This is a genomic window from Streptomyces sp. NPDC005070 (genome assembly GCF_053600395.1).
The window spans coordinates 1-17,604 of the sequence record NZ_JBSFZS010000073.1 but is presented as its reverse complement, the minus strand read 5'-3'; the positions used below and the strand labels follow the sequence as shown (position 1 = coordinate 17,604).

The window sequence follows — 17,604 nt, the reverse complement described above, 5'->3', positions numbered from 1 at the left end:
CCACCGCAGCACCCCCTGGGTCCATCCACGCACGGGGGTGGCCCGCCCGCACGCTCAGTTCCGCGGGGGGCGGTCGTTCACCAGGACCGCCGCGCCGTCGAAGCGGCCCGCCTTGAGGTCACGCAGCGCCCTCGGCGCTTCCTCCAGGGAATAGGCGTGCGTCGTGGCGCGGATGCCGTGGCGGGCCGCGAGTGCCAGGAAGTCCCTGCCGTCCTCACGCGTGTTGGCGGTGACGCTGCGCAGTTCCTTCTCCTGGAACAGATCGCTCTCGTAGCGCAGCGGCGGGATGTCGCTCAGGTGGATGCCGGCGACGGACAGGACACCGCCCCGGTCGAGTGCCCGCAGGGCGACCGGCACCAGCTCACCGGCCGGCGCGAAGAGGATCGCGCTGTCCAGCGGCTCGGGCGGCTCGTCGTACGCCCCGCCGGCGGAGGCGGCCCCCAGGCCGAGCGCCAGCTGTCGCGCGGCCGGATCGCGGGTCAGTACGTGCACGGTGGCGCCCTCGGCGAGGGCGAGCTGCGCGCAGAGGTGGGCGCTGCCGCCGAAGCCGTACAGACCGAGCCGCCCGCCCGGCGGCAGCGCGGCCCTGCGCAGGGCCCGGTAGCCGATAATGCCCGCGCACAGCAGCGGGGCAAGGGCGATGTCGTCCACTCCGTCGGGCAGCCGGTAGGCGAAGGCGGCCGGTACGGTCGTGTACTCCGCGTAACCGCCGTCGGCGTCCCAGCCGGTGTACTCGGACGCCGGGCAGAGGTTCTCGGAGCCGCGCAGGCAGTACCCGCAGGTGCCGTCCGTACGGCGCAGCCAGGCGACCCCGACCCGGTCGCCCGGGGCGAAGCCGCTCACCGTGCCGCCGGTCGCCGCCACCACACCGACGGCCTCGTGGCCCGGTGTGACACCGGGGCGGTGCACGGGCAGGTCGCCCTCGGTGACGTGCAGGTCGGTGCGGCACACCCCGCAGGCGCGGACGTGGACCAGGAGCTCGTCGGGGCCGGGCACGGGCACCGGTCGCTCGGCGAGGCGCAGCGGTTCCCCCTCGACCGGCCCCGGCCGGACCACTTCCCATGCCCGCATCATCCCGTGCCCCGTCCCGTCGACGGCCGGACCGGCCCGCCTCCAGTGTCGTGCAGGGCCGCGGTTCGGCGCGCGGCCCGGGTGAAGCCTGGCTAGCGTGAACAGCGCAATCGTTCACCGAACAGGAGAAGGTCGGGTCATGGCCGTACAGCCTGAAGGAACGCCCTGCTGGGCGGACGCGATGTTCAGCGATGTCGAAGGGGCCAAGAGCTTCTACGGGGACGTGCTCGGCTGGACGTTCGGCGAGTCGTCCTCGGAGTACGGGAACTACACGCAGGCCTACTCCGGCGGCAAGGCGGTGGCCGCCGTCGTACCGCCGATGCCGGGGCAGGAGGGCCAGTCCGCCTGGTGTCTGTACTTCGCCTCGCCCGACGCCGCGGCGACCGCCGAGAAGATCAAAAGCCAGGGCGGCGAGGTGCTGATGGAGCCGATGCAGGTCGGCGAGTTCGGCACCATGGCGCTGGCCCGGGACCCCGGCGGGGCCGTCTTCGGCGTCTGGCAGGCGGGCGTCCACGAGGGCTTCGACTCGATCGGCGAGCCCGGTTCGTACGCCTGGGCCGAGGTCTTCACCCGTGAGCCGGAGAAGTCCGACGCGTTCTTCCCGGCCGTCTTCCCCCTCACCGCCCAGCAGGTGCAGGACGACGCGGTGGACTTCCGCGTCTTCAACATCGGCGACAATCCGGTGCTCGGCCGGATGAGGATGACGGACGACTTCCCGCCCGAGGTGCCGTCGTACGTCAACGTCTACTTCGCCGTGGAGAACTGCGACGAGGCGGTGTCGAAGGCGACCGCGCGCGGCGCGGTGCTGCGCTTCGGGCCGATGGACAGCCCCTTCGGCCGGTTCGCCGCGCTGAGCGACCCGCAGGGCGCGTCGTTCTCCGTCATCGACATGAAGACGACCCAGGGCGAGATGCCCGAGATGAAGGACGTGTCCTGACGCTTGTCCGTGGCCGCCACCCCGCCGGTGACCGGCGGGGTGGTCCCGCTCCGCGCCACTCCGTGCGCGGGGCCCTCGGCCGGGCGTGGCATGATCGGGGTCATGCCTGAACGTGTTGTTGCCGCCTGTGACGGGGCTTCGAAGGGAAACCCGGGACCGGCCGGATGGGCCTGGGTCGTCGCCGACGGGGACGAGACCCCGGCCCGCTGGGAGGCGGGACCGCTGGGCACGGCCACGAACAATGTCGCCGAACTGACCGCGCTGGAACGCCTGTTGACGGCCGTGGCCGCCGATGTGCCGCTGGAGGTCCGGATGGACTCCCAGTACGCGATGAAGGCCGTCACGACCTGGCTGCCGGGCTGGAAGCGCAAGGGCTGGAAGACGGCCGCGGGCAAGCCCGTCGCCAACCAGGAACTGGTCGCCCGGATCGACGAACTCCTCACCGGCCGCTCGGTCGAGTTCCGTTACGTCCCCGCCCACCAGGTCGACGGCGACCGCCTGAACGACTTCGCCGACCGTGCCGCCAGCCAGGCCGCTGTCGTGCAGCAGCCCGCGGGCAGCGACCTCGGGTCCCCGGAGCCGCCCGCCTCCCCCGACACCCCGGTCGCCTCGGGTGCCGCCCGCCGCCGCCCCGCGGCCAAGGCGTCCCGGCCGGGCACGTCGAGCCGCACCATCAAGGCTAAGTTCAACGGCCGTTGTGTGTGCGGTCGTTCCTACGCCGCGGGCGAGCCCATCGCCAAGAACGCGCAGGGCTGGGGTCACCCGGAGTGCCGGAGCGAGGCGCAGGGCGGCGCCTGATCCGGCTCCGATCCCCTGACGCGGGTGCGTCCACGCGCCCGCGCCTCGGCCACGACGGGAGGCCGCGCACCCTGTCATCGAGCCGGCGTGGCTTTCTTGATCGTGCCGGTGCGGACCGGAAGGCCGAGCAGGCCGCGGGATCGCATCGAGGGCCTCCACCGCAGTTCGCCCGGCGGCACGTCGAGGGCCAGGTCGGGGAAGCGGTCGAGGAGCGCGGACAGCGCGATTTCGGTTTCCATGCGGGCCAGCGGAGCGCCGAGGCAGTAGTGGATGCCGTGGCCGAGGGCGAGGTGACCGGTGGCGTCGCGGTCGATGTCGAAGTGGTCGGGGTCGGTGAAGCGGTGCGGGTCCCGATGCGCGGCGGCGAGAGACAGCAGGACCGTATCGCCCGCGGGAACGGTCACGCCGCCGATGGTGACGTCCTCGGTCGGAAACCGGCGGATGGCCAGCGGCATCGGGCCTTCGTACCGGGCCAGCTCCTCCACCGCCGCGCTCATGCGCGTGGGATCGGCCCGTAGCTCGGCCAGCTGGTCGGGGTGGCGGAGCAGCGTCAGGACCGCGTTTCCGATGAGGTGAACGGTGTTCTCGTACCCGGCGAACAGGATGAGGAAGGCCAAGGACATCAACTCGTCCTCGCTCAGCCGGTCTTCCTCGTCGCGTACGGCGATCAGCGCGGAGAGCAGGTCATCGGTCGGAGCGGTTCGCTTGTCGGCGATGAGCCGGGTGAGGAACGACAGCATGCTGCCGACCGCTTCCTTGGCGAGGGACGGCCGCGTCGGATCGGGAGCGACGAGAGCGTCGGTCCATGAACGGAAGTCGAGCCGGTCGGTCGGGCCGATGCCGAGCAAGTCGCAGATCACGGTGATCGGCAGCGGCGCAGCGTACGAGGCGATCAGGTCTACGCGTTCGGCAGCGGCAACCGCGTCCAGCAACTGGTCGGCGGTGCGCTGGATCGGCTCGCGCAGCCGCTCGATCCGACGCGGGGTGAAGGCCCGGGTCACCAGGCGCCTGATGCGGGTGTGGTCCGGTGGGTCCATGTTGAGCAGGTTCGCGTCCAGCGCCGGGGGTAAGGCCATGCCTCGGTAGCCGCCGGGCGCCGCGTTGCGCTTGTCCAAGGACAGCCGCGGGTCGGCGAGAGCCTCGCGTACGTCGTCATAGCGGGTTACCAGCCAGGCAGGCAGCCCGTCCGTCCCGGTGATCCGGTGAACGGGCCCGGCTTGGCGGAGCTGTGCGTACACGCTGTACGGATCGCGGGCGAGTCGTTCGGGGTCGATGGAAGCCTGGGGAGCAGGGTTTGTACGGGTCATGCCCTGACCCTACTGATCAGTGATCCGCGCCGAGCGGCGCCGCCTGGATGCGCGGCGCTCCATGATCCGCAGAGTCGGCGAACGGCGTGAATCAGGACCTCGCTGGTGGGCGGGCCCTGGTTCTCGCGATCCCGCTCCACTCCACAGCTCTACGGGTGGGCGATGCCGTCGGAGTTGACGGTCGGGTCGGCGGCAACCGGCGCGCCCGCGCGAGCCGGCCCTCCCGGGGGCCGGCGGTCACGGGCGCGGCCGGGATCAGACGGTGTCGAAGGTGTAGAACGCGGAGTGGTCGAGCAGGTCGGCCGGCCGGGTGTCGTTCCAGGGCTTCATCGTCTCGCCGAGGTCGACGACGTTCGGGGTGTCCTTGAGCGGAAGGTAGCCGGAGCCCGGGTGCCGGCGCTGCCACTGGGCCCACAGCCTGTCTATGAAGGCGTGGTGGAGCCAGAACACCGGATCGTTGGGCGAGACGCCCGTGCCCATCTGGCCGCCCACCCACACGTGCACCCGGTTGTGGAGGTTGACACCCCGCCAGCCTTCGAGGTGATTGCGGAAGCCGTCCGAGGCGCTGTTCCAGGGGGCCATGTCGTACGTCGGCATGGCGAGCACGGAGTCCACCTCGGCGCGGGTCGGCAGTTCCCGTACCCCGCTGCCCAGCGACCTGCGCAGGTAAGTGCGGCTGTCGACGCGGACGTTGACGGGCCAGTTGCCCGCGGAGGCGGCGAAGGGGCCGTCCATCACCCGGCCGTCCAGGCTGCGTCCGGTGCCGCCGAGGAAGTCAGGTGCCCACAGGGACGCCCGCGCGGTGCGGTCGGTGCTCCAGTCCCAGTAGGGCAGCGCCACCGAGGGGTCGACGGCCTGCAGGGCCCGCTCGAACTCCAGAAGGAATCTGCGGTGCCAGGGCAGGAACGACGGTGAACGGTGGCCCGTCCGCTCGCCGTTGTCGGTGTCGCCGAGGATGAACGCGTTGTGCGTCGTGACGAAGGTGTCGTACGTGCCGCTGCGCTTGAGCTGCAGCAGCGCGTCGACGAATCGCCGCTTCTCGTCGGCGGTCAGGCTCGCCTGGTTCTTGCGTACGGTCATGTGCGGGACTCCACGATCTGCTTGCGGGGTGGTTCAGTTGGCGGCGAAGGGCACGAGCGGCGCCCCCTGCAGCTCCACGACGGCGGCGCGGGCCGCGTCGCGCGGGGTGGGTACGGGGTCGTAGTGGCTGACGACGCTGATCCAGGTCCCGTCGGCGTTGCTCATCACGTGCAGCTCCGCGCCGTCGATGAACACGGCGTATCCGCCGCCGTGATGGTGGCCGCCCCCGGTGACCGGGCGGCCTTCTATGCGGCGCCCCCGGAAGACCTCGTCGAAGGGTTCCGGGCCGCCGTGGTGGTGCTCCCCCATGGACTCCCGTGCGGCGGAAGGCCCGTTCGGGGACGCGGACGCCGAGGGTGCGGCGAGGGTCTGGGCACCTGCGCCCGCGGCGAGCGCGGCGGCGGCGCCGAGGGCGCGGCGGCGAGTGAGCTCCGGCATGCGGAGACCTCCTGTGATCAGCGGTGTTGATGACCCGATATGCCTATCGGGTCGTCAAACAACAGGAGAAATCGCCGAATGTCGGTTGGCCATGATCCGGACAATCGCTGATATGTCATGCAGAGTTGAACAAAGATGATCTTGCTGTTCGGGGTGCCCGCCGCACGCCCGCCGACGGAAATCCTCCGGCGGGAGGGTCCCGCGTCGATGATCTTGCGGTCGCGGCCGTCGGTTCGTGGCGCTGCTCACGCCCGCGATCTGGCGTGAACTGCGGGAGCGACGGCCCCTGCTACTCTTCGTGATCAATTGACCGCATTGTGCAACATAGGGGAGTGCGCGTGAAGATCGCGTGCGTCGGTGGCGGACCCGCAAGCCTGTACTTCTCGATCCTGATGAAGCTCCAGGACCCGTCCCATGACATCACCGTCCATGAACGGAACCCGGCCGGATCGACGTACGGCTGGGGTGTGACCTACTGGGCAGGCCTGCTCGACAAACTGCGCGAGGGCGACCCGGCCTCGGCGCTCGCCGTCAGCGAGAACTCGGTGAGCTGGAGCGACGGCGTCGCCCACGTCGGCACCCGCACGACCGTGGCCCCGGGGGACGAGGGATTCGGCATCGGCCGCCGCCGGATGCTCGACCTGCTCGCGGAGCGGGCGCGCTCCCTGGGGGTCCGCGTCGAGTACGAGAGCGAGATCGCGGCCGACGCGCTGCCCGAAGCCGACCTCGTCGTCGCCGGGGACGGGGTCAACAGCACCTTGCGCGAGCGCTATGCCGACCACTTCGGCAGCGAGATCAGCCACGGGCGCAACCAGTACATCTGGCTCGGAACGACGAAGGTCTTCGACGCATTCACCTTCTCCTTCGTGGAGACGGGCCACGGCTGGATCTGGTGTTACGCGTACCGGTTCGGCGACGACCGGAGCACCCTGGTCATCGAGTGCTCCCGGGAGACCTGGACCGGCCTCGGGCTCGACGGCGCGGGCGAGGCCGACGGTCTCGCGCTGCTGGAGAAGCTCTTCGCGGACCTGCTGGACGGGCACAGGCTGATGGGCCGCGAGCGGTCCGACGGCGCGGCCCCGTGGCTCACCTTCCGCACCCTGACCAACCGGACCTGGCACCGGGGCAACCTCGTCCTGCTCGGCGACGCCGCCCACACCACGCACTACTCGATCGGCGCCGGCACCACCCTCGCCCTGGAGGACGCCATCTCCCTGGCCCGGGCGCTGCGCGAGCACCCGGACCTCGAGACCGCCCTCACCCGGTACGGACGGGAGCGCAGGTCCGAACTCCTGCCGGTGCAGAGCGCGGCCCGCCACAGCGCCCAGTGGTACGAGAACCTGCCGCGCTACATCGGCCTTCCGCCGACGCAGATGTTCGCCCTGCTCGGGCAGCGTCACTCGCCGCTGCTGCCGTACGTCCCGCCCCAGCTCTACTACCGGATCGACCGCGCGGCCGGCCGCCTGGAGGCGCTGCGCCGCTTCAAGCGCTGGCTCGGACCCCGCGTGGCCCGCGGCGTACAGGCCCGCGCCCGGCGATAGGCGTGTCGTCCGGCTCGGGTGACAGGCCCGCGCCCGGCGCCAGGGCCTCTCGTCCGGGTCGGGGGGGACCGGCCGGTTGCCCGGCGGGAACCCGTCCAGAAGTGGACCCCACTTGGGGTGAATGGCAATTCACCGGTAAGGTGAATTGTCATTCACCTCCGTTTTCCATGTCTACTTCTGGAGTGCAGATGGCGGCCCTGCGCGAGCGGCTCGCGATCCCTGTCCTGGCGTTCGGCGGGATCCTCATGGCCGTCATGCAGACGGTGGTCGTCCCCTTGCTGCCCGACCTGCCCCGGCTGACGGGAGCCTCGGCGGGCGCGGTCTCCTGGATGGTGACGGCGACCCTCCTCGCCGGAGCGGTGCTGACCCCGGTCCTCGGCCGCGCGGGAGACATGTACGGCAAGCGGCGCGTGCTGCTCATGGCCCTCGGGATGATGACGGTCGGCTCGCTGATGTGCGCGCTCACCTCGGACATCGGCGTCCTGATCGTGGCGCGGGCGCTGCAGGGCGCCGCGGCCGCCGTGGTCCCGCTGTCGATCAGCATCCTGCGCGACGAACTGCCGCCGGAGCGCACGGGGTCCGCCGTCGCGCTGATGAGCTCCACCGTCGGCATCGGCGCCGCCCTCGGACTGCCGCTCGCCGCCCTCCTGGTGCAGTACGCCAACTGGCACGTCATGTTCTGGGCGACGACCGCGCTCGGCGTCTTCGGGACGGCACTGGCCTGGTGGGCGGTGCGCGAGTCACCCGTACGCGAGCCGGGCCGTTTCGACTCCCTGGGCGCGCTCGGTCTGGCCGCCGGACTGGTGTGTCTGCTGCTCGCCGTGTCCCAGGGCGGTGCCTGGGGCTGGACCAGCCCCAGGATCCTCGGGCTGTTCGCCGCCTGCGCGGCCGTCCTCACGCTGTGGTGGCGCCAGCAGCTCCGCGCCGAGCGCCCCCTCGTCGACCTGAAGCTGGCCGCCCGTCCGCGCGTCGCCCTGCCCCACATCGCCGCGCTGCTCACCGGCTTCTCCTTCTACGGCAACTCGCTGGTCACGGCGCAGCTCGTGCAGGCGCCCACGGCCACCGGCTACGGACTCGGCCTGTCCATCGTGGCGACCGGCCTGTGCCTGCTGCCCGGCGGCGTGACGATGCTGCTGCTGTCGCCCGTCTCGGCGCGCATATCGGCGTCCCGCGGTCCCCGGATCACCCTGGCCCTCGGCACGGCGATCATCGCCTCCGGCTACGTCCTGCGGATCGCCGACAGCCGTGACCTGTGGGCGATCATCCTGGGCGCCACGGTGTGCTCGATCGGCACGACCTTCGCCTACTCCGCCCTGCCCACCCTGATCCTGCGGGCCGTGCCCGCCGGGCAGACCGCGTCCGCCAACGGCGTCAACGTCCTGATGCGGACCATCGGGCAGGCCGTGTGCAGTGCGGCCGTGGCCGCCGTGCTCGTCCACCACACGAGCCTCGTCGCGGGCGCTCCGGTGCCGACCCTGCACGGCTATCTGCTGGCCTTCGCGATGGCGGGTACCGTCGCACTGGTGGCCTGTGCCGCCGCGCTGTCGATACCCACCGACCCCGCCTCCCGCGAGACCCCGCGAACCGGCCGCCGCACCGGCGCACCCCGCGACGAGGCCCTCGAAGGAGCCTGAGCACCGTGACCACCCCCCACTCCGGTCTCGCGGCGTCCCCGTCCTCCCCCGGACCGGGAGAGCAGCCGGAAGCCGCGCCCGCCCCCCGCCGTGACGCCGAGGCGAGCAAGGCGGCGATCCTGCGCGCGGCCCGGTATCTGCTGGCCCGGCACGCGCACGCGGACATCACGCTCAAGGCGGTCGCCGACCGGGCCGGGGTGAGCGCGCCGCTGATCCTGAAGTACTTCGGCAACAAGGACGCGCTGTTCGCCCGCGTCATGTCCTTCGAGTCCGACGCCGACGCCCTGCTGGACGCCCCGCTGGAGGAGCTGGGCCGGCACATGGTCCGCCATGTTCTCGAGGGCCAGACCCGGCGCGGTGCCGACCCCGTCCTGCGGATCGTCTTCGCCCCGCTGCACGGGGAGCAGGGCGAGATACTCCGGGCCAACTTCCGCGCCCAGGTCAGCGAGCGTCTCGCCGGGCGGCTGAGCGGGCCGGACGCGGGCCTGCGCGCCGAGCTCGCCGTGAGCACACTGCTCGGCCTCGGCGTGATGTACGGGATCGCGCGGGGCTCGCACCTGCGTGCCACCTCGGTCGACGCGATCGTCGACCGGTACGCGCCCGCCGTGCAGGCGCAGCTCGCGCCGTGATCCGGCGGGCCCGCTGGGAGTGCGGGAGCGGCCGCCGGGCCGGTGCACCCCCTGCGGCGCGGTAGCGGCAGCGTCGCTCAGTTCACCCCGTCCGGCCGGAACTGCACGCTGATCCGGGGCCCCGTGGCCCGTGCCGTCTTGGGGATCGCGTGCTCCCAGGTGCGCTGGCAGGAGCCGCCCATGACGATGAGGTCGCCGTGGCCCAGCGGGCGCCGGACCGTGTCCCCGCCGCCGCGCGGCCGGAGCAGGAGATCGCGCGGGGCGCCCACCGACACGATGGCGACCATCGTGTCCTCGCGGGCGCCCCGGCCGATCCTGTCCCCGTGCCAGGCCACGCTGTCGCGGCCGTCCCGGTAGTAGCAGAGCCCCGCCGTGGTGAACGGCTCGCCCAGTTCCCCGGCGTAGTGCGCCGACAGCGTGTCCCGGGCCTCGTCCAGGACCGGGTGCGGCAGGGGATCGTCCGCGCCGAAGTACGCGAGCAGCCGGGGTACGTCCACCACCTGCTCGTACATCTGGCGCCGTTCGGCCCGCCAGGGGACCTCGGCGGCCAGGCGGCCGAAGAGCTCGTCGGCCCCGCTCAGCCAGCCGGGCAGCAGGTCGAGCCAGGCCCCCTCGCCCAGCGTGGTGCGCCGCAGGCCGTCCAGCGGCCCGAGGCGGAGTTCGTCGGTCTGGTCGAAGAGCGAGCCCTGGAGATGCGTGGCCATGAGGCCAGCGTACTCGGTAATCGAATAAATGTTCCCTTGAGCGTCCGGGCGCCCGGGCGTCCGGACGCCCGCGGTCACCAGGGGACGGGGCCCGACGCGTCGAAGAAGCCGCCGGTGGGTCCGTCCGGGCCGATCCGCGCCATGCGCACGATGATCTCGGCGCCCTCCTCCACGGTCTGGAACCCGGTGTTGCCGTTCAGATCGGTGGCGGTGAAGCCCGGCTCCACGGCGTTGACACGGATCCCGGGGAACGCCTTCGCGTACTGCACGGTGATGGTGTTGACGGCGGTCTTGGACGCGGGATAGGCGACGCCGGGGTAGGCGTGGGCCGGGCCGGCGGGGTCGGTGATCCGGGCCAGCGAGGCCAGGCCGCTGCTGAGGTTCACCACGACCGGGGAGACCGACCGCCGGAGCAGGGGCAGGAAGGCGTGGAGGACGCGGACGACACCGAAGACGTTCGTCTCGAACAGCTCGCGCATCATGCCGGCGGTCACCTCCCCCGCGCCGATCACGCTGTTCCCCGCGCCGCGCCCCTCGACGCCGGCGTTGTTGATCAGGACGTCCAGGCCGCCCTCGGCCTCGACGGTCTTGGCGGCGGCGGCGACGGACGCGTCGTCGGTGACGTCGATGACGACCGAGCGCGCCCCGAGCTCCGCGGCCGCGCGCCGTCCGCGCTCCGGGTCCCGGCTGCCCACGTAGACGGTGTGGCCCTCCGCGACGAGCCGGCGGGCCGTCTCGAAGCCGAGGCCCTTGTTCGCTCCGGTGATGAGTGTTGTGGTCATGCGTCCACACTCCGGCGGATCGCCGCCCACAGCCAGGAGTCCGGTCTTCCTGGGACCGGCGGTACCAGGCGCGTTCGCCCGGGCGGGTGCACAGTGGGTGGCATGGCGAACACGGAGTTCGGGCGTACGGTACGACGCTGGCGTGACCGCGTCACGCCGGAGGCCGTCGGCCTGCCCGGAGGCGGCAACCGGCGCGCGGCCGGCCTGCGCCGCGAGGAGCTGGCCCTGCTCGCCGGCATCTCGGTCGACTACGTCACCCGTCTCGAACAGGGGCGGGCGGCCCACCCCTCGGAGCAGGTCGTCGAGGCGCTGGGCCGGGCGCTGCGGCTGTCCGGGGCCGAACGCGAGCACCTCTTCCAGGTGGCCGGCCTGGTGCCGCCGGGCCGTGGCATGGTGCCGGCCCATATCACCCCAGGTGTCCACCGGCTGCTCGACCGGCTGAGCGGGACACCCGTCGCGGTGTACGACGCGGCCTGGACCCTGCTGCTGGCCAACCCTTTGTACGCGGCCCTGCTCGGCGATCCCTCCGGGTGGAGCGGCAACGAACGCAACGGAGTGTGGCGCAACTTCGTCGGGCCCGGCAGCCGGGTACGGCACACTCCGCGGGAGCGGCGCGCCTTCGAGGCGACGCTCGCCGCCGACCTGCGCGCCACCGCGAGCCGGTACCCGACGGACCGGCGTCTCGTGCAGTTGATCGAGGACCTGTGCGCGAACAGCGTGCGCTTCGCGGAACTCTGGGAGTCCGGGGCCGTCGCCCGCCACGACGCGTCCCGCAAGACCATCGACCACCCCCAGGTCGGCGCCGTGACGCTGGACTGCGATGTGCTGAGCGTCGCGGGCAGCGACCTGCGGATCATGGTCTACACCGCCGAGCCCGGCACGGAGGACGCCGAACGCGTCGCCCTCCTCGGCGTCCTCGGGACGCAGGCCCTCGTGGAGTGATCTCGCGATCTCGTGTGGCTGCGACACCGCGCGGCCACAGCACCCCGTGGCCGCAACACCGCGTAGCTACGACACCCGCTGCTCGGCCAGTACTTCACGGATCACGTGTGCGGCGTTGCCCGCGATCACCGGGTTCGTGACGCGGTAGTAAGGGAGTTGGACGAGGGCCATGGACAGGGCCCAGCCGCGGCCGCGCGCCCAGCCGGAGTCGTCGGCGCCGGCCGCCTCCCGGAAGGCGGGCCGCACCGCGGCGGGCAGGAGGTTCCAGGCCGGGATGAAGTCGCAGGCCGGATCGCCGGTGCCGAAGGTGCCGAAGTCGAGGACGGCCGCGAGGCGGCCCCCGCGGACCAGGAGGTTCATCGGCATCAGGTCCGAGTGGAGCCAGCGCGGCGCGCCGGTCCACGCGGGTGCCGCCAGCGCCTCCTCCCAGGCGTCCGTGGCGGCCCCGGTGTCGACGTGGCCGCGGAGGTCGTCGATCGCCGAGCGTGTCTCGGCGTCCACCGCCGTCAGCGGGGTGCCGCGATAGGCGCCCGGCCCGCCGGGCAGGTCGATCCCGCGCAGGGCGGTGACGAACGCCCCCAGGTCGGCGGCCAGTTCCCGCGCGCCGGTCAGGGCGCCGGTCGCCGGAGTGTCGCCGTCGAGCCAGCGCAGCACGGACCAGTGCCACAAGTAGTCGGCGGTCGGGGTGCCGAGGCCGAGGATCTCGGGGACGGGGAACGGCAGCATCGGGGCGAGCCGCGGCAGCCACGCGTGCTCCTTCACGGCGTCGTCGGCACCGCCCGCGACACGCGGCAGGCGCACGGCCATGTCGTCGCCGAGACGGTAGAGGGCGTTGACTGTACCGGCCGACCGCACGCGCCTCAGGGGCAGCCGGGCCCACCGTGGGAACTGTCCGGCCAGCAGGCGCCGTACGAGCGCATCGCCGATCCGCGTCTCGTCTGCGTGCATGGGCGCTGTGGGCAACGGTGGCCTGCTTTCCGCGAGGAGACTCTGCCGCCGCCATCCTCTGGGCCCCTCGGACCGCCGTGCAAGGTGTTTTGGCGCGGCCAGGCAACCTCCCGGACGTGATCGTCGTCTTGATCGGCAACGGGCGCGTGGCACACGGTCCTTCCTGAAGCTCACTTCACGGACGGAAACCGGCCGCACTATACCCCTTGCGTATACATGCCGTGTATACGTCGTGTGCGTAGCCGGATCGCCGCACGTCACCGCCTTGAAACGAGTCGACAACAGCATCACCACCGGGCCGGGCCCCTCTGCGGACGGACGGTGGCGGACGGAAAGGCACTCATGTACGGCAAAGCCTTCGCCCCGGAGTACCAGGGCGCCTTGACCACCCTGTCGGTGAACTCCTCGCTGACCGACGTCCTCGCGGCGGGCACCGAGCAACTGCGCGCCGCCGAACGGGCAGGCGCCCGGGCGGAGGCCGCCCGGTCGGGCCTCGCGGTCGCCGAGGCGCACCGCCGGCTCGGGCAGGTGACGGACGCCGAGCGGGCGTGGAAGGCGAGTTACCGCACCGCCCGGGAGGCCGGGGACGGCGCCGCGATGGCGTGGGCGCTCTGGAGCGGTGGCACCCTGGCCCGGCAGCGCGGAGCGTTCCCGCTCGCGTGGCGGCTGCTGCGGCTGGCCGCCGAACTCGGCGGACAGGCGGGGGATGTCGTGGTGCGCGGCTACTCGCTGGCCGGAATGGCGGAGACCGGCCGCATCCAGGGCGACTACGCGGCCGTGACGGAGCTGCACGAGCAGTTGCTGGCCGAGGCCCGCAAGCGCGGCGAGGCCCGGCACACCGTGTGGGCGCTGGAGGGCATCGCCCAGATCCACCGCAACACCGGCGCGTACGACCGTGCTTACGCGATGTTCGAGGAGGCGGCCGGGATAGCCGCCGGTGCCGAGGACCGGCGTGGCCACGCGTGGGCGCTGCGCGGACTCGCGGACATCGTCTCCGTGCGGGACGGGAACACCGACCGTGCGCTCGGCCTGCTGAGCGAGGCCGAGGTCTCCTGCCGCGCGATGAAGCTGTCCGGCGCGCTCGCCTACAACCACAAGATGCGCGGCAACGTCCTCTACCGGGCCGGGCGTTACGAGCAGGCCCGCGACGTGTACGCGGGCGCCCTGGCGGAGTTCGAGGCGATGAGCGAGCCCCGCGGCACGGCCCTGTCCCGTCTCGGGCTGGTCAAGTCCCTCGCCCGCCTCGGCCGGGACCACGCCGAAACCGCCGCCGAACTCGACGAGTTGGCCGTGACGCTGGAGGGCATCGGGCTGCGCCACGCCCACCGGATGGTCGAACGGGCGCGCACAGAGCTCGGGTTGACGACCGGGACCGACGAGACGGAGGCCGCGTGACGACCACCCCGGCACTCGACCGAGCGACCACCCCGGCCCTCGGCCGAGTGCTCGCCCCGGCCCTGGGCGGCGCGCCCGCCCCGGCGGCCCCGGCCTCCACGTCGCCGCCCGCCGCCGCGCAGGTGTTGCGCCGCTGCCGTGAACTCGTCTCTCCCGCGCTGGCGGAGGCGATCGGCACGCTGCACCCCTGGGTGGCCGAGATGGCCCGGTACGCGCTCGGCCGCTGCGAGGTCGGCGGTGCCCCCGCCGATCACAGCCAGGGCAAAGGGGTACGACAGGCGCTGGCCGTTCTCGGGGCGGAAACCGTCTCCGCCCCGGCCGGGGCGGGCGTGCCGGCGGCCGTCGCCGTGGAGCTCGTGCACGTCTTCTCGCTGCTCCACGACGACATCATGGACGGTGACGCGCTGCGCCGCGGCCGGCCGGCCGTGTGGAAGGCGTACGGCACCGGTCCCGCCGTTCTCGCCGGTGACGCGCTGTTCGCCCTGGCCGTCGAGACCATGGCTTTCACTCCCCAAGCCGGTTCTGCCGTACGGCAATTGACCACCGCGCTCGGGGACCTGGTGCGCGGCCAGGCCGACGACCTGCTGTTCGCCGACCGGCCCTGGACGGGACCCGACGCGGTCGGGTTGGGGGAGTACGAGGTGATGGCGGAGGGCAAGACCGGTGCCCTGCTCGGCTGCGCCCTGGCACTCGGCGCCCGGCTGGCCGGAGCGCCGGACCGGACCGTGACCGTGCTGGACCGCGCCGGACGCCATCTCGGCGTCGCCTTCCAGATCGCCGACGACGTCCTGGGCATCTGGGGTGATCCCTCGGTCACCGGCAAACCGGTCCACAGTGACCTGCGGCAGGGGAAGAAGACGCTGCCCGTGCTCGCGGCGCTCGGGGGAGCCGGGTACGGCGAACTCGACGAACTCCTCGCGGCCTCAGACTCCTTGGACGATTCCGGGGTCCGCCGGGCGACGGCCCTCGTCGAGCGGGCGGGGGGCCGCGCGGCGGCGGTGCGCGCGGCACGCCGGCGGCTCGCCGCGGCGGACACGCTCCTGGCGGGGCTGCCCCTCGCCCAGGAGCCCGCGGCGGAACTCCGCACCCTGCTGTCCGCCCTCGCCGACCGCACGATCTGAGACCTCCCACGTCCTCGGCCTGACCCCGGCCGTCGGTCCCGCCTCGGCGTCGGTCCTCCGCTCCGTACGCCCGTCCCGGCCGCTCCGGGCCGGGTGCGTGCGACATCGGTCACATGCGGAGGCTGATCGGCCCGGCCAGGCAACCGTCGCCTTCCCTCGTACATCTGTCCGGTCGGGAGCCGGCAGCCCCCGCGGTGCGCAACAGCGCCGCGCTGTAGGGCGGTTGGTGTTCCGGCCGCCCCTGTACGAAGGAACTCAGTGCGTAGACCCCACATACGCCGCGTGGCGATAGCCGTCGCCGTGACGACGGCCGCCACGCTCCCCGGTCCCGCCTTCGCCGCCGCGCCGAACGGGCCCGCCCGTGCGGCGACTTCGGTTTCGTCGCCCGTGGCCGCCGCCAGGGCGGCGGCGTTCGCGCACGCCTCGGCCACCGGTGTCACCCCCGGTGACATCCTCCAGGCCAAGGACGTGATGACGGACCCGGACGGAAAGCGGCACGTCCGCTTCGTCCGTACCCACCAGGGCCTTCCGCTGCTCGGTGGCGACCTGGTCGTCCACCTCGGCGCGCGAGGCGAGTACCTCGGCGTGACCCGGGCCGCCGACCACGTGGTGAAGCCGTCCACCGTCGAGGCGGAGCTGACGCCCGATCAGGCGGTGCGGAAGGCCGAGGCCGTCGCGAAGGGTGACGCGGACACGGCCCGGCTCGTCGTGGATGCCCGCGACGGCGCCGCCGTCCTCGCCTACCAGGTGATCGTCACGGACAGCGACACCACGGAGGCCGGAGGGTCGAGCACGGTCGTCGTGGACGCCCGTACCGGCCGGATCCGCAGCAACACCCCGAACACGGACGAGTTCATCTCGCCGTCCCTGGCGGCCACACTGCGCGAGCGCGGCGAGAGCGCGAGCCCGCAGACCGGTATCGCGGCCGGTGCCGGCACCGCCGGGCTGTCCGGCCTCACGGGCATCGCCGCGGCGGGCCGCTACCCGGCCACGGCCAAGGGGAGCGGGTCCTCCCTGTTCGCCGGCAAGGTGTCCCTGACCACCACCCGCACCGCGCGGACCAGCTATGTGCTCAAGGACCCGACCCGGTGGAACACCGAGACCCGGGACGCCAGGGGCCAGGAGCTGGAGTCCTTCGCGCGGGGCAAGGCGTTCACCGACGGCGACAACAAGTGGGGCAACGGCACCACCTCGGCCCGGACCACCGCCGCCGTCGACGCCCAGTACGGCATCACCCAGACCCTGGACTTCTACAAGAAGACCTTCGGCCGCAAGGGCATCAAGAACAACAGCGCCGGTGCCCGCGGGATGGTCCACTTCGGCAACAAGGTCGGCAACGCCTTCTGGGACTCGGTCTGCGGCTGCATGCTGTACGGCGACGGTGACGGCGATCTGTTCAAGAAGCCGCTGGTCGTCCTGGACGTCACGGGCCACGAGCTGACCCATGGAGTCGTCGACGCGACCGCCGCCCTCGAACCCACCCGCGTGGACAACGACGGGAACCAGTACGGCGAGCCGGGCGCCCTCAACGAGTCGCTGGCCGACGTCTTCGGCTCGGACGTCGAGTTCTCGGCGAACAACCCGAAGAACCCGCCGAACTACCTGGTGGGGGAGAAGCTGGGCCTCGCCCAGAAGTTCCTGCGCCGCCTCGACCACCCGTCCCTCGACGTGCTCGAGGAGACGATTGACTACTGGTCGCCCGCCGCGTACGACACCGAGGTGCACGCCGGCTCCGGTGTCTCCTCGCACGCGTTCTACCTGCTCGCCGAGGGCAGCGGCCGCAAGACGATCAACGGCGTGGTGTACGACTCGCCGACGTACGACGGTTCCCGGGTGACCGGGATCGGCCGCACCAAGGCCACCGCCGTCTTCTACCGGGCGCTCACCCGGTACATGGTCTCCACGACCGACTTCCACGACGCGCGGAAGGCCACACTGAAGGCCGCCGCCGACATGTACGGCGCGAACAGCGCCGAGTACAAGGCGGTGGGCGCGTCCTGGGCCGCCGTCAACGTCACGGCCGCCAACACCCCGGCCGCCCGGCGCTGACGGACGGCTCCGGCAGACGAACCGAGGGGCCCCGCCGACCGGCCGGCGGGGCCCCTCGTGCCGTGCGCCCGGATCAGTGCTGCTGCGTCTTCTGCGGGGTCGCCTCGCTGGGACGTACGACGACGTAGCCCTCGCCCTCCAGCTTGAGCTGCACCGCCTCGCCCGAACCCCCGCGGATCATCGAGCCGATCGACTGCGAGCGGTGCAGCGAGGTGCGCAGGTGCGCGG

16 protein-coding genes and 1 pseudogene are annotated in these 17,604 nt (G+C 72.5%); 9 read left to right on the top strand and 8 right to left on the bottom strand.

The features are described from left to right. Positions 1–54 precede the first annotated feature (54 nt). Positions 55–1,071: a zinc-binding alcohol dehydrogenase family protein gene (locus ACWEBX_RS23775; RefSeq protein ID WP_451886854.1), complete on the bottom strand. Its 1,017-nt coding sequence runs from the start codon at positions 1,069–1,071 to the stop codon at positions 55–57. A 139-nt stretch (positions 1,072–1,210) separates the two neighbouring features. On the opposite strand from ACWEBX_RS23775, the gene ACWEBX_RS23770 reads away from it, so the two are divergent. Together ACWEBX_RS23770 and ACWEBX_RS23765 are read left to right on the top strand one after the other, a co-directional pair. Beyond that, positions 1,211–2,008, top strand: coding sequence for a VOC family protein (locus ACWEBX_RS23770; RefSeq protein ID WP_451886826.1), 798 nt, complete (start codon positions 1,211–1,213; stop codon positions 2,006–2,008). Between the two features lie 90 nt (positions 2,009–2,098). Beyond that, positions 2,099–2,806, top strand: a complete 708-nt coding sequence (locus ACWEBX_RS23765; RefSeq protein ID WP_451886853.1) for a ribonuclease H family protein — start codon at positions 2,099–2,101, stop codon at positions 2,804–2,806. Positions 2,807–2,880: 74 nt separating this feature from the next. Here ACWEBX_RS23765 and ACWEBX_RS23760 read toward each other — a convergent pair whose 3' ends face one another. The 3 genes from ACWEBX_RS23760 to melC1 form a co-directional block, all read right to left on the bottom strand. Then, complete coding sequence (locus tag ACWEBX_RS23760; protein WP_451886825.1) at positions 2,881–4,113, bottom strand: cytochrome P450 family protein; 1,233 nt, start codon at positions 4,111–4,113, stop codon at positions 2,881–2,883. A 255-nt stretch (positions 4,114–4,368) separates the two neighbouring features. Continuing rightward, the gene (melC2, locus tag ACWEBX_RS23755; protein WP_451886824.1) at positions 4,369–5,193 is read right to left on the bottom strand and encodes a tyrosinase MelC2; all 825 of its coding nucleotides are present in this window, start codon (positions 5,191–5,193) and stop codon (positions 4,369–4,371) included. Between the two features lie 33 nt (positions 5,194–5,226). Then, the gene (gene melC1 / locus ACWEBX_RS23750) at positions 5,227–5,631 is read right to left on the bottom strand and encodes an apotyrosinase chaperone MelC1 (RefSeq protein ID WP_451886823.1); all 405 of its coding nucleotides are present in this window, start codon (positions 5,629–5,631) and stop codon (positions 5,227–5,229) included. 338 nt (positions 5,632–5,969) lie between these two features. Between melC1 and ACWEBX_RS23745 the strand changes: the two genes are divergently transcribed. From ACWEBX_RS23745 to ACWEBX_RS23735, 3 genes are all read left to right on the top strand, one after another. Then, complete coding sequence (locus tag ACWEBX_RS23745) at positions 5,970–7,172, top strand: FAD-dependent monooxygenase (RefSeq protein WP_451886822.1); 1,203 nt, start codon at positions 5,970–5,972, stop codon at positions 7,170–7,172. A 167-nt stretch (positions 7,173–7,339) separates the two neighbouring features. After that, positions 7,340–8,806 carry an MFS transporter gene (locus tag ACWEBX_RS23740; protein WP_451886821.1) on the top strand — a complete coding sequence of 489 codons (1,467 nt, stop codon included), beginning with the start codon at positions 7,340–7,342 and terminating at the stop codon, positions 8,804–8,806. 5 nt (positions 8,807–8,811) lie between these two features. Beyond that, positions 8,812–9,435, top strand: a complete 624-nt coding sequence (locus ACWEBX_RS23735) for a TetR/AcrR family transcriptional regulator (RefSeq protein WP_451886820.1) — start codon at positions 8,812–8,814, stop codon at positions 9,433–9,435. Between the two features lie 77 nt (positions 9,436–9,512). On the opposite strand, the gene ACWEBX_RS23730 is transcribed toward ACWEBX_RS23735, so the two are convergent. Then, the gene (locus ACWEBX_RS23730; protein WP_451886819.1) at positions 9,513–10,139 is read right to left on the bottom strand and encodes an alpha-ketoglutarate-dependent dioxygenase AlkB; all 627 of its coding nucleotides are present in this window, start codon (positions 10,137–10,139) and stop codon (positions 9,513–9,515) included. A gap of 74 nt (positions 10,140–10,213) precedes the next feature. After that, positions 10,214–10,921, bottom strand: coding sequence for an SDR family NAD(P)-dependent oxidoreductase (locus ACWEBX_RS23725; protein ID WP_451886818.1), 708 nt, complete (start codon positions 10,919–10,921; stop codon positions 10,214–10,216). 102 nt (positions 10,922–11,023) lie between these two features. On the opposite strand from ACWEBX_RS23725, the gene ACWEBX_RS23720 reads away from it, so the two are divergent. After that, positions 11,024–11,863, top strand: a complete 840-nt coding sequence (locus ACWEBX_RS23720; RefSeq protein WP_451886817.1) for a helix-turn-helix transcriptional regulator — start codon at positions 11,024–11,026, stop codon at positions 11,861–11,863. A 66-nt stretch (positions 11,864–11,929) separates the two neighbouring features. Here ACWEBX_RS23720 and ACWEBX_RS23715 read toward each other — a convergent pair whose 3' ends face one another. Continuing rightward, a complete protein-coding gene (locus ACWEBX_RS23715) occupies positions 11,930–12,811 on the bottom strand; it encodes an aminoglycoside phosphotransferase family protein (RefSeq protein WP_451886816.1) in 882 nt (293 codons plus the stop codon). A 342-nt stretch (positions 12,812–13,153) separates the two neighbouring features. Here ACWEBX_RS23715 and ACWEBX_RS23710 point away from each other — a divergent pair, with 342 nt between their 5' ends. The 3 genes from ACWEBX_RS23710 to ACWEBX_RS23700 all read left to right on the top strand — a co-directional run bounded on the left by ACWEBX_RS23710 (position 13,154) and on the right by ACWEBX_RS23700 (position 17,376). Next, positions 13,154–14,206, top strand: coding sequence for a tetratricopeptide repeat protein (locus tag ACWEBX_RS23710; RefSeq protein ID WP_451886815.1), 1,053 nt, complete (start codon positions 13,154–13,156; stop codon positions 14,204–14,206). Positions 14,207–14,253: 47 nt separating this feature from the next. Then, complete coding sequence (locus ACWEBX_RS23705; RefSeq protein ID WP_451886852.1) at positions 14,254–15,327, top strand: polyprenyl synthetase family protein; 1,074 nt, start codon at positions 14,254–14,256, stop codon at positions 15,325–15,327. Positions 15,328–15,585: 258 nt separating this feature from the next. After that, on the top strand, positions 15,586–17,376 hold the full coding sequence (locus ACWEBX_RS23700; protein WP_451886814.1) for a M4 family metallopeptidase: 1,791 nt from the start codon (positions 15,586–15,588) through the stop codon (positions 17,374–17,376). Between the two features lie 73 nt (positions 17,377–17,449). On the opposite strand, the pseudogene ACWEBX_RS23695 reads toward ACWEBX_RS23700, so the two are convergent. Beyond that, positions 17,450–17,604, bottom strand: a pseudogene (locus ACWEBX_RS23695) (AIM24 family protein); the annotation flags it as partial.

What these genes read in the sequence shown, in the direction of transcription:
- melC1 (WP_451886823.1), bottom strand. Translation starts at nt 5,631, where the DNA reads ATGCCGGAGCTCACTCGCCGCCGCGCCCTCGGCGCCGCCGCCGCGCTC.
- ACWEBX_RS23765 (WP_451886853.1), top strand. Translation starts at nt 2,099, where the DNA reads ATGATCGGGGTCATGCCTGAACGTGTTGTTGCCGCCTGTGACGGGGCT.
- ACWEBX_RS23720 (WP_451886817.1), top strand. Translation starts at nt 11,024, where the DNA reads ATGGCGAACACGGAGTTCGGGCGTACGGTACGACGCTGGCGTGACCGC.
- melC2 (WP_451886824.1), bottom strand. Translation starts at nt 5,193, where the DNA reads ATGACCGTACGCAAGAACCAGGCGAGCCTGACCGCCGACGAGAAGCGG.
- ACWEBX_RS23775 (WP_451886854.1), bottom strand. Translation starts at nt 1,071, where the DNA reads ATGCGGGCATGGGAAGTGGTCCGGCCGGGGCCGGTCGAGGGGGAACCG.
- ACWEBX_RS23760 (WP_451886825.1), bottom strand. Translation starts at nt 4,113, where the DNA reads ATGACCCGTACAAACCCTGCTCCCCAGGCTTCCATCGACCCCGAACGA.
- ACWEBX_RS23715 (WP_451886816.1), bottom strand. Translation starts at nt 12,811, where the DNA reads ATGCACGCAGACGAGACGCGGATCGGCGATGCGCTCGTACGGCGCCTG.
- ACWEBX_RS23770 (WP_451886826.1), top strand. Translation starts at nt 1,211, where the DNA reads ATGGCCGTACAGCCTGAAGGAACGCCCTGCTGGGCGGACGCGATGTTC.
- ACWEBX_RS23710 (WP_451886815.1), top strand. Translation starts at nt 13,154, where the DNA reads ATGTACGGCAAAGCCTTCGCCCCGGAGTACCAGGGCGCCTTGACCACC.
- ACWEBX_RS23740 (WP_451886821.1), top strand. Translation starts at nt 7,340, where the DNA reads ATGTCTACTTCTGGAGTGCAGATGGCGGCCCTGCGCGAGCGGCTCGCG.
- ACWEBX_RS23725 (WP_451886818.1), bottom strand. Translation starts at nt 10,921, where the DNA reads ATGACCACAACACTCATCACCGGAGCGAACAAGGGCCTCGGCTTCGAG.
- ACWEBX_RS23730 (WP_451886819.1), bottom strand. Translation starts at nt 10,139, where the DNA reads ATGGCCACGCATCTCCAGGGCTCGCTCTTCGACCAGACCGACGAACTC.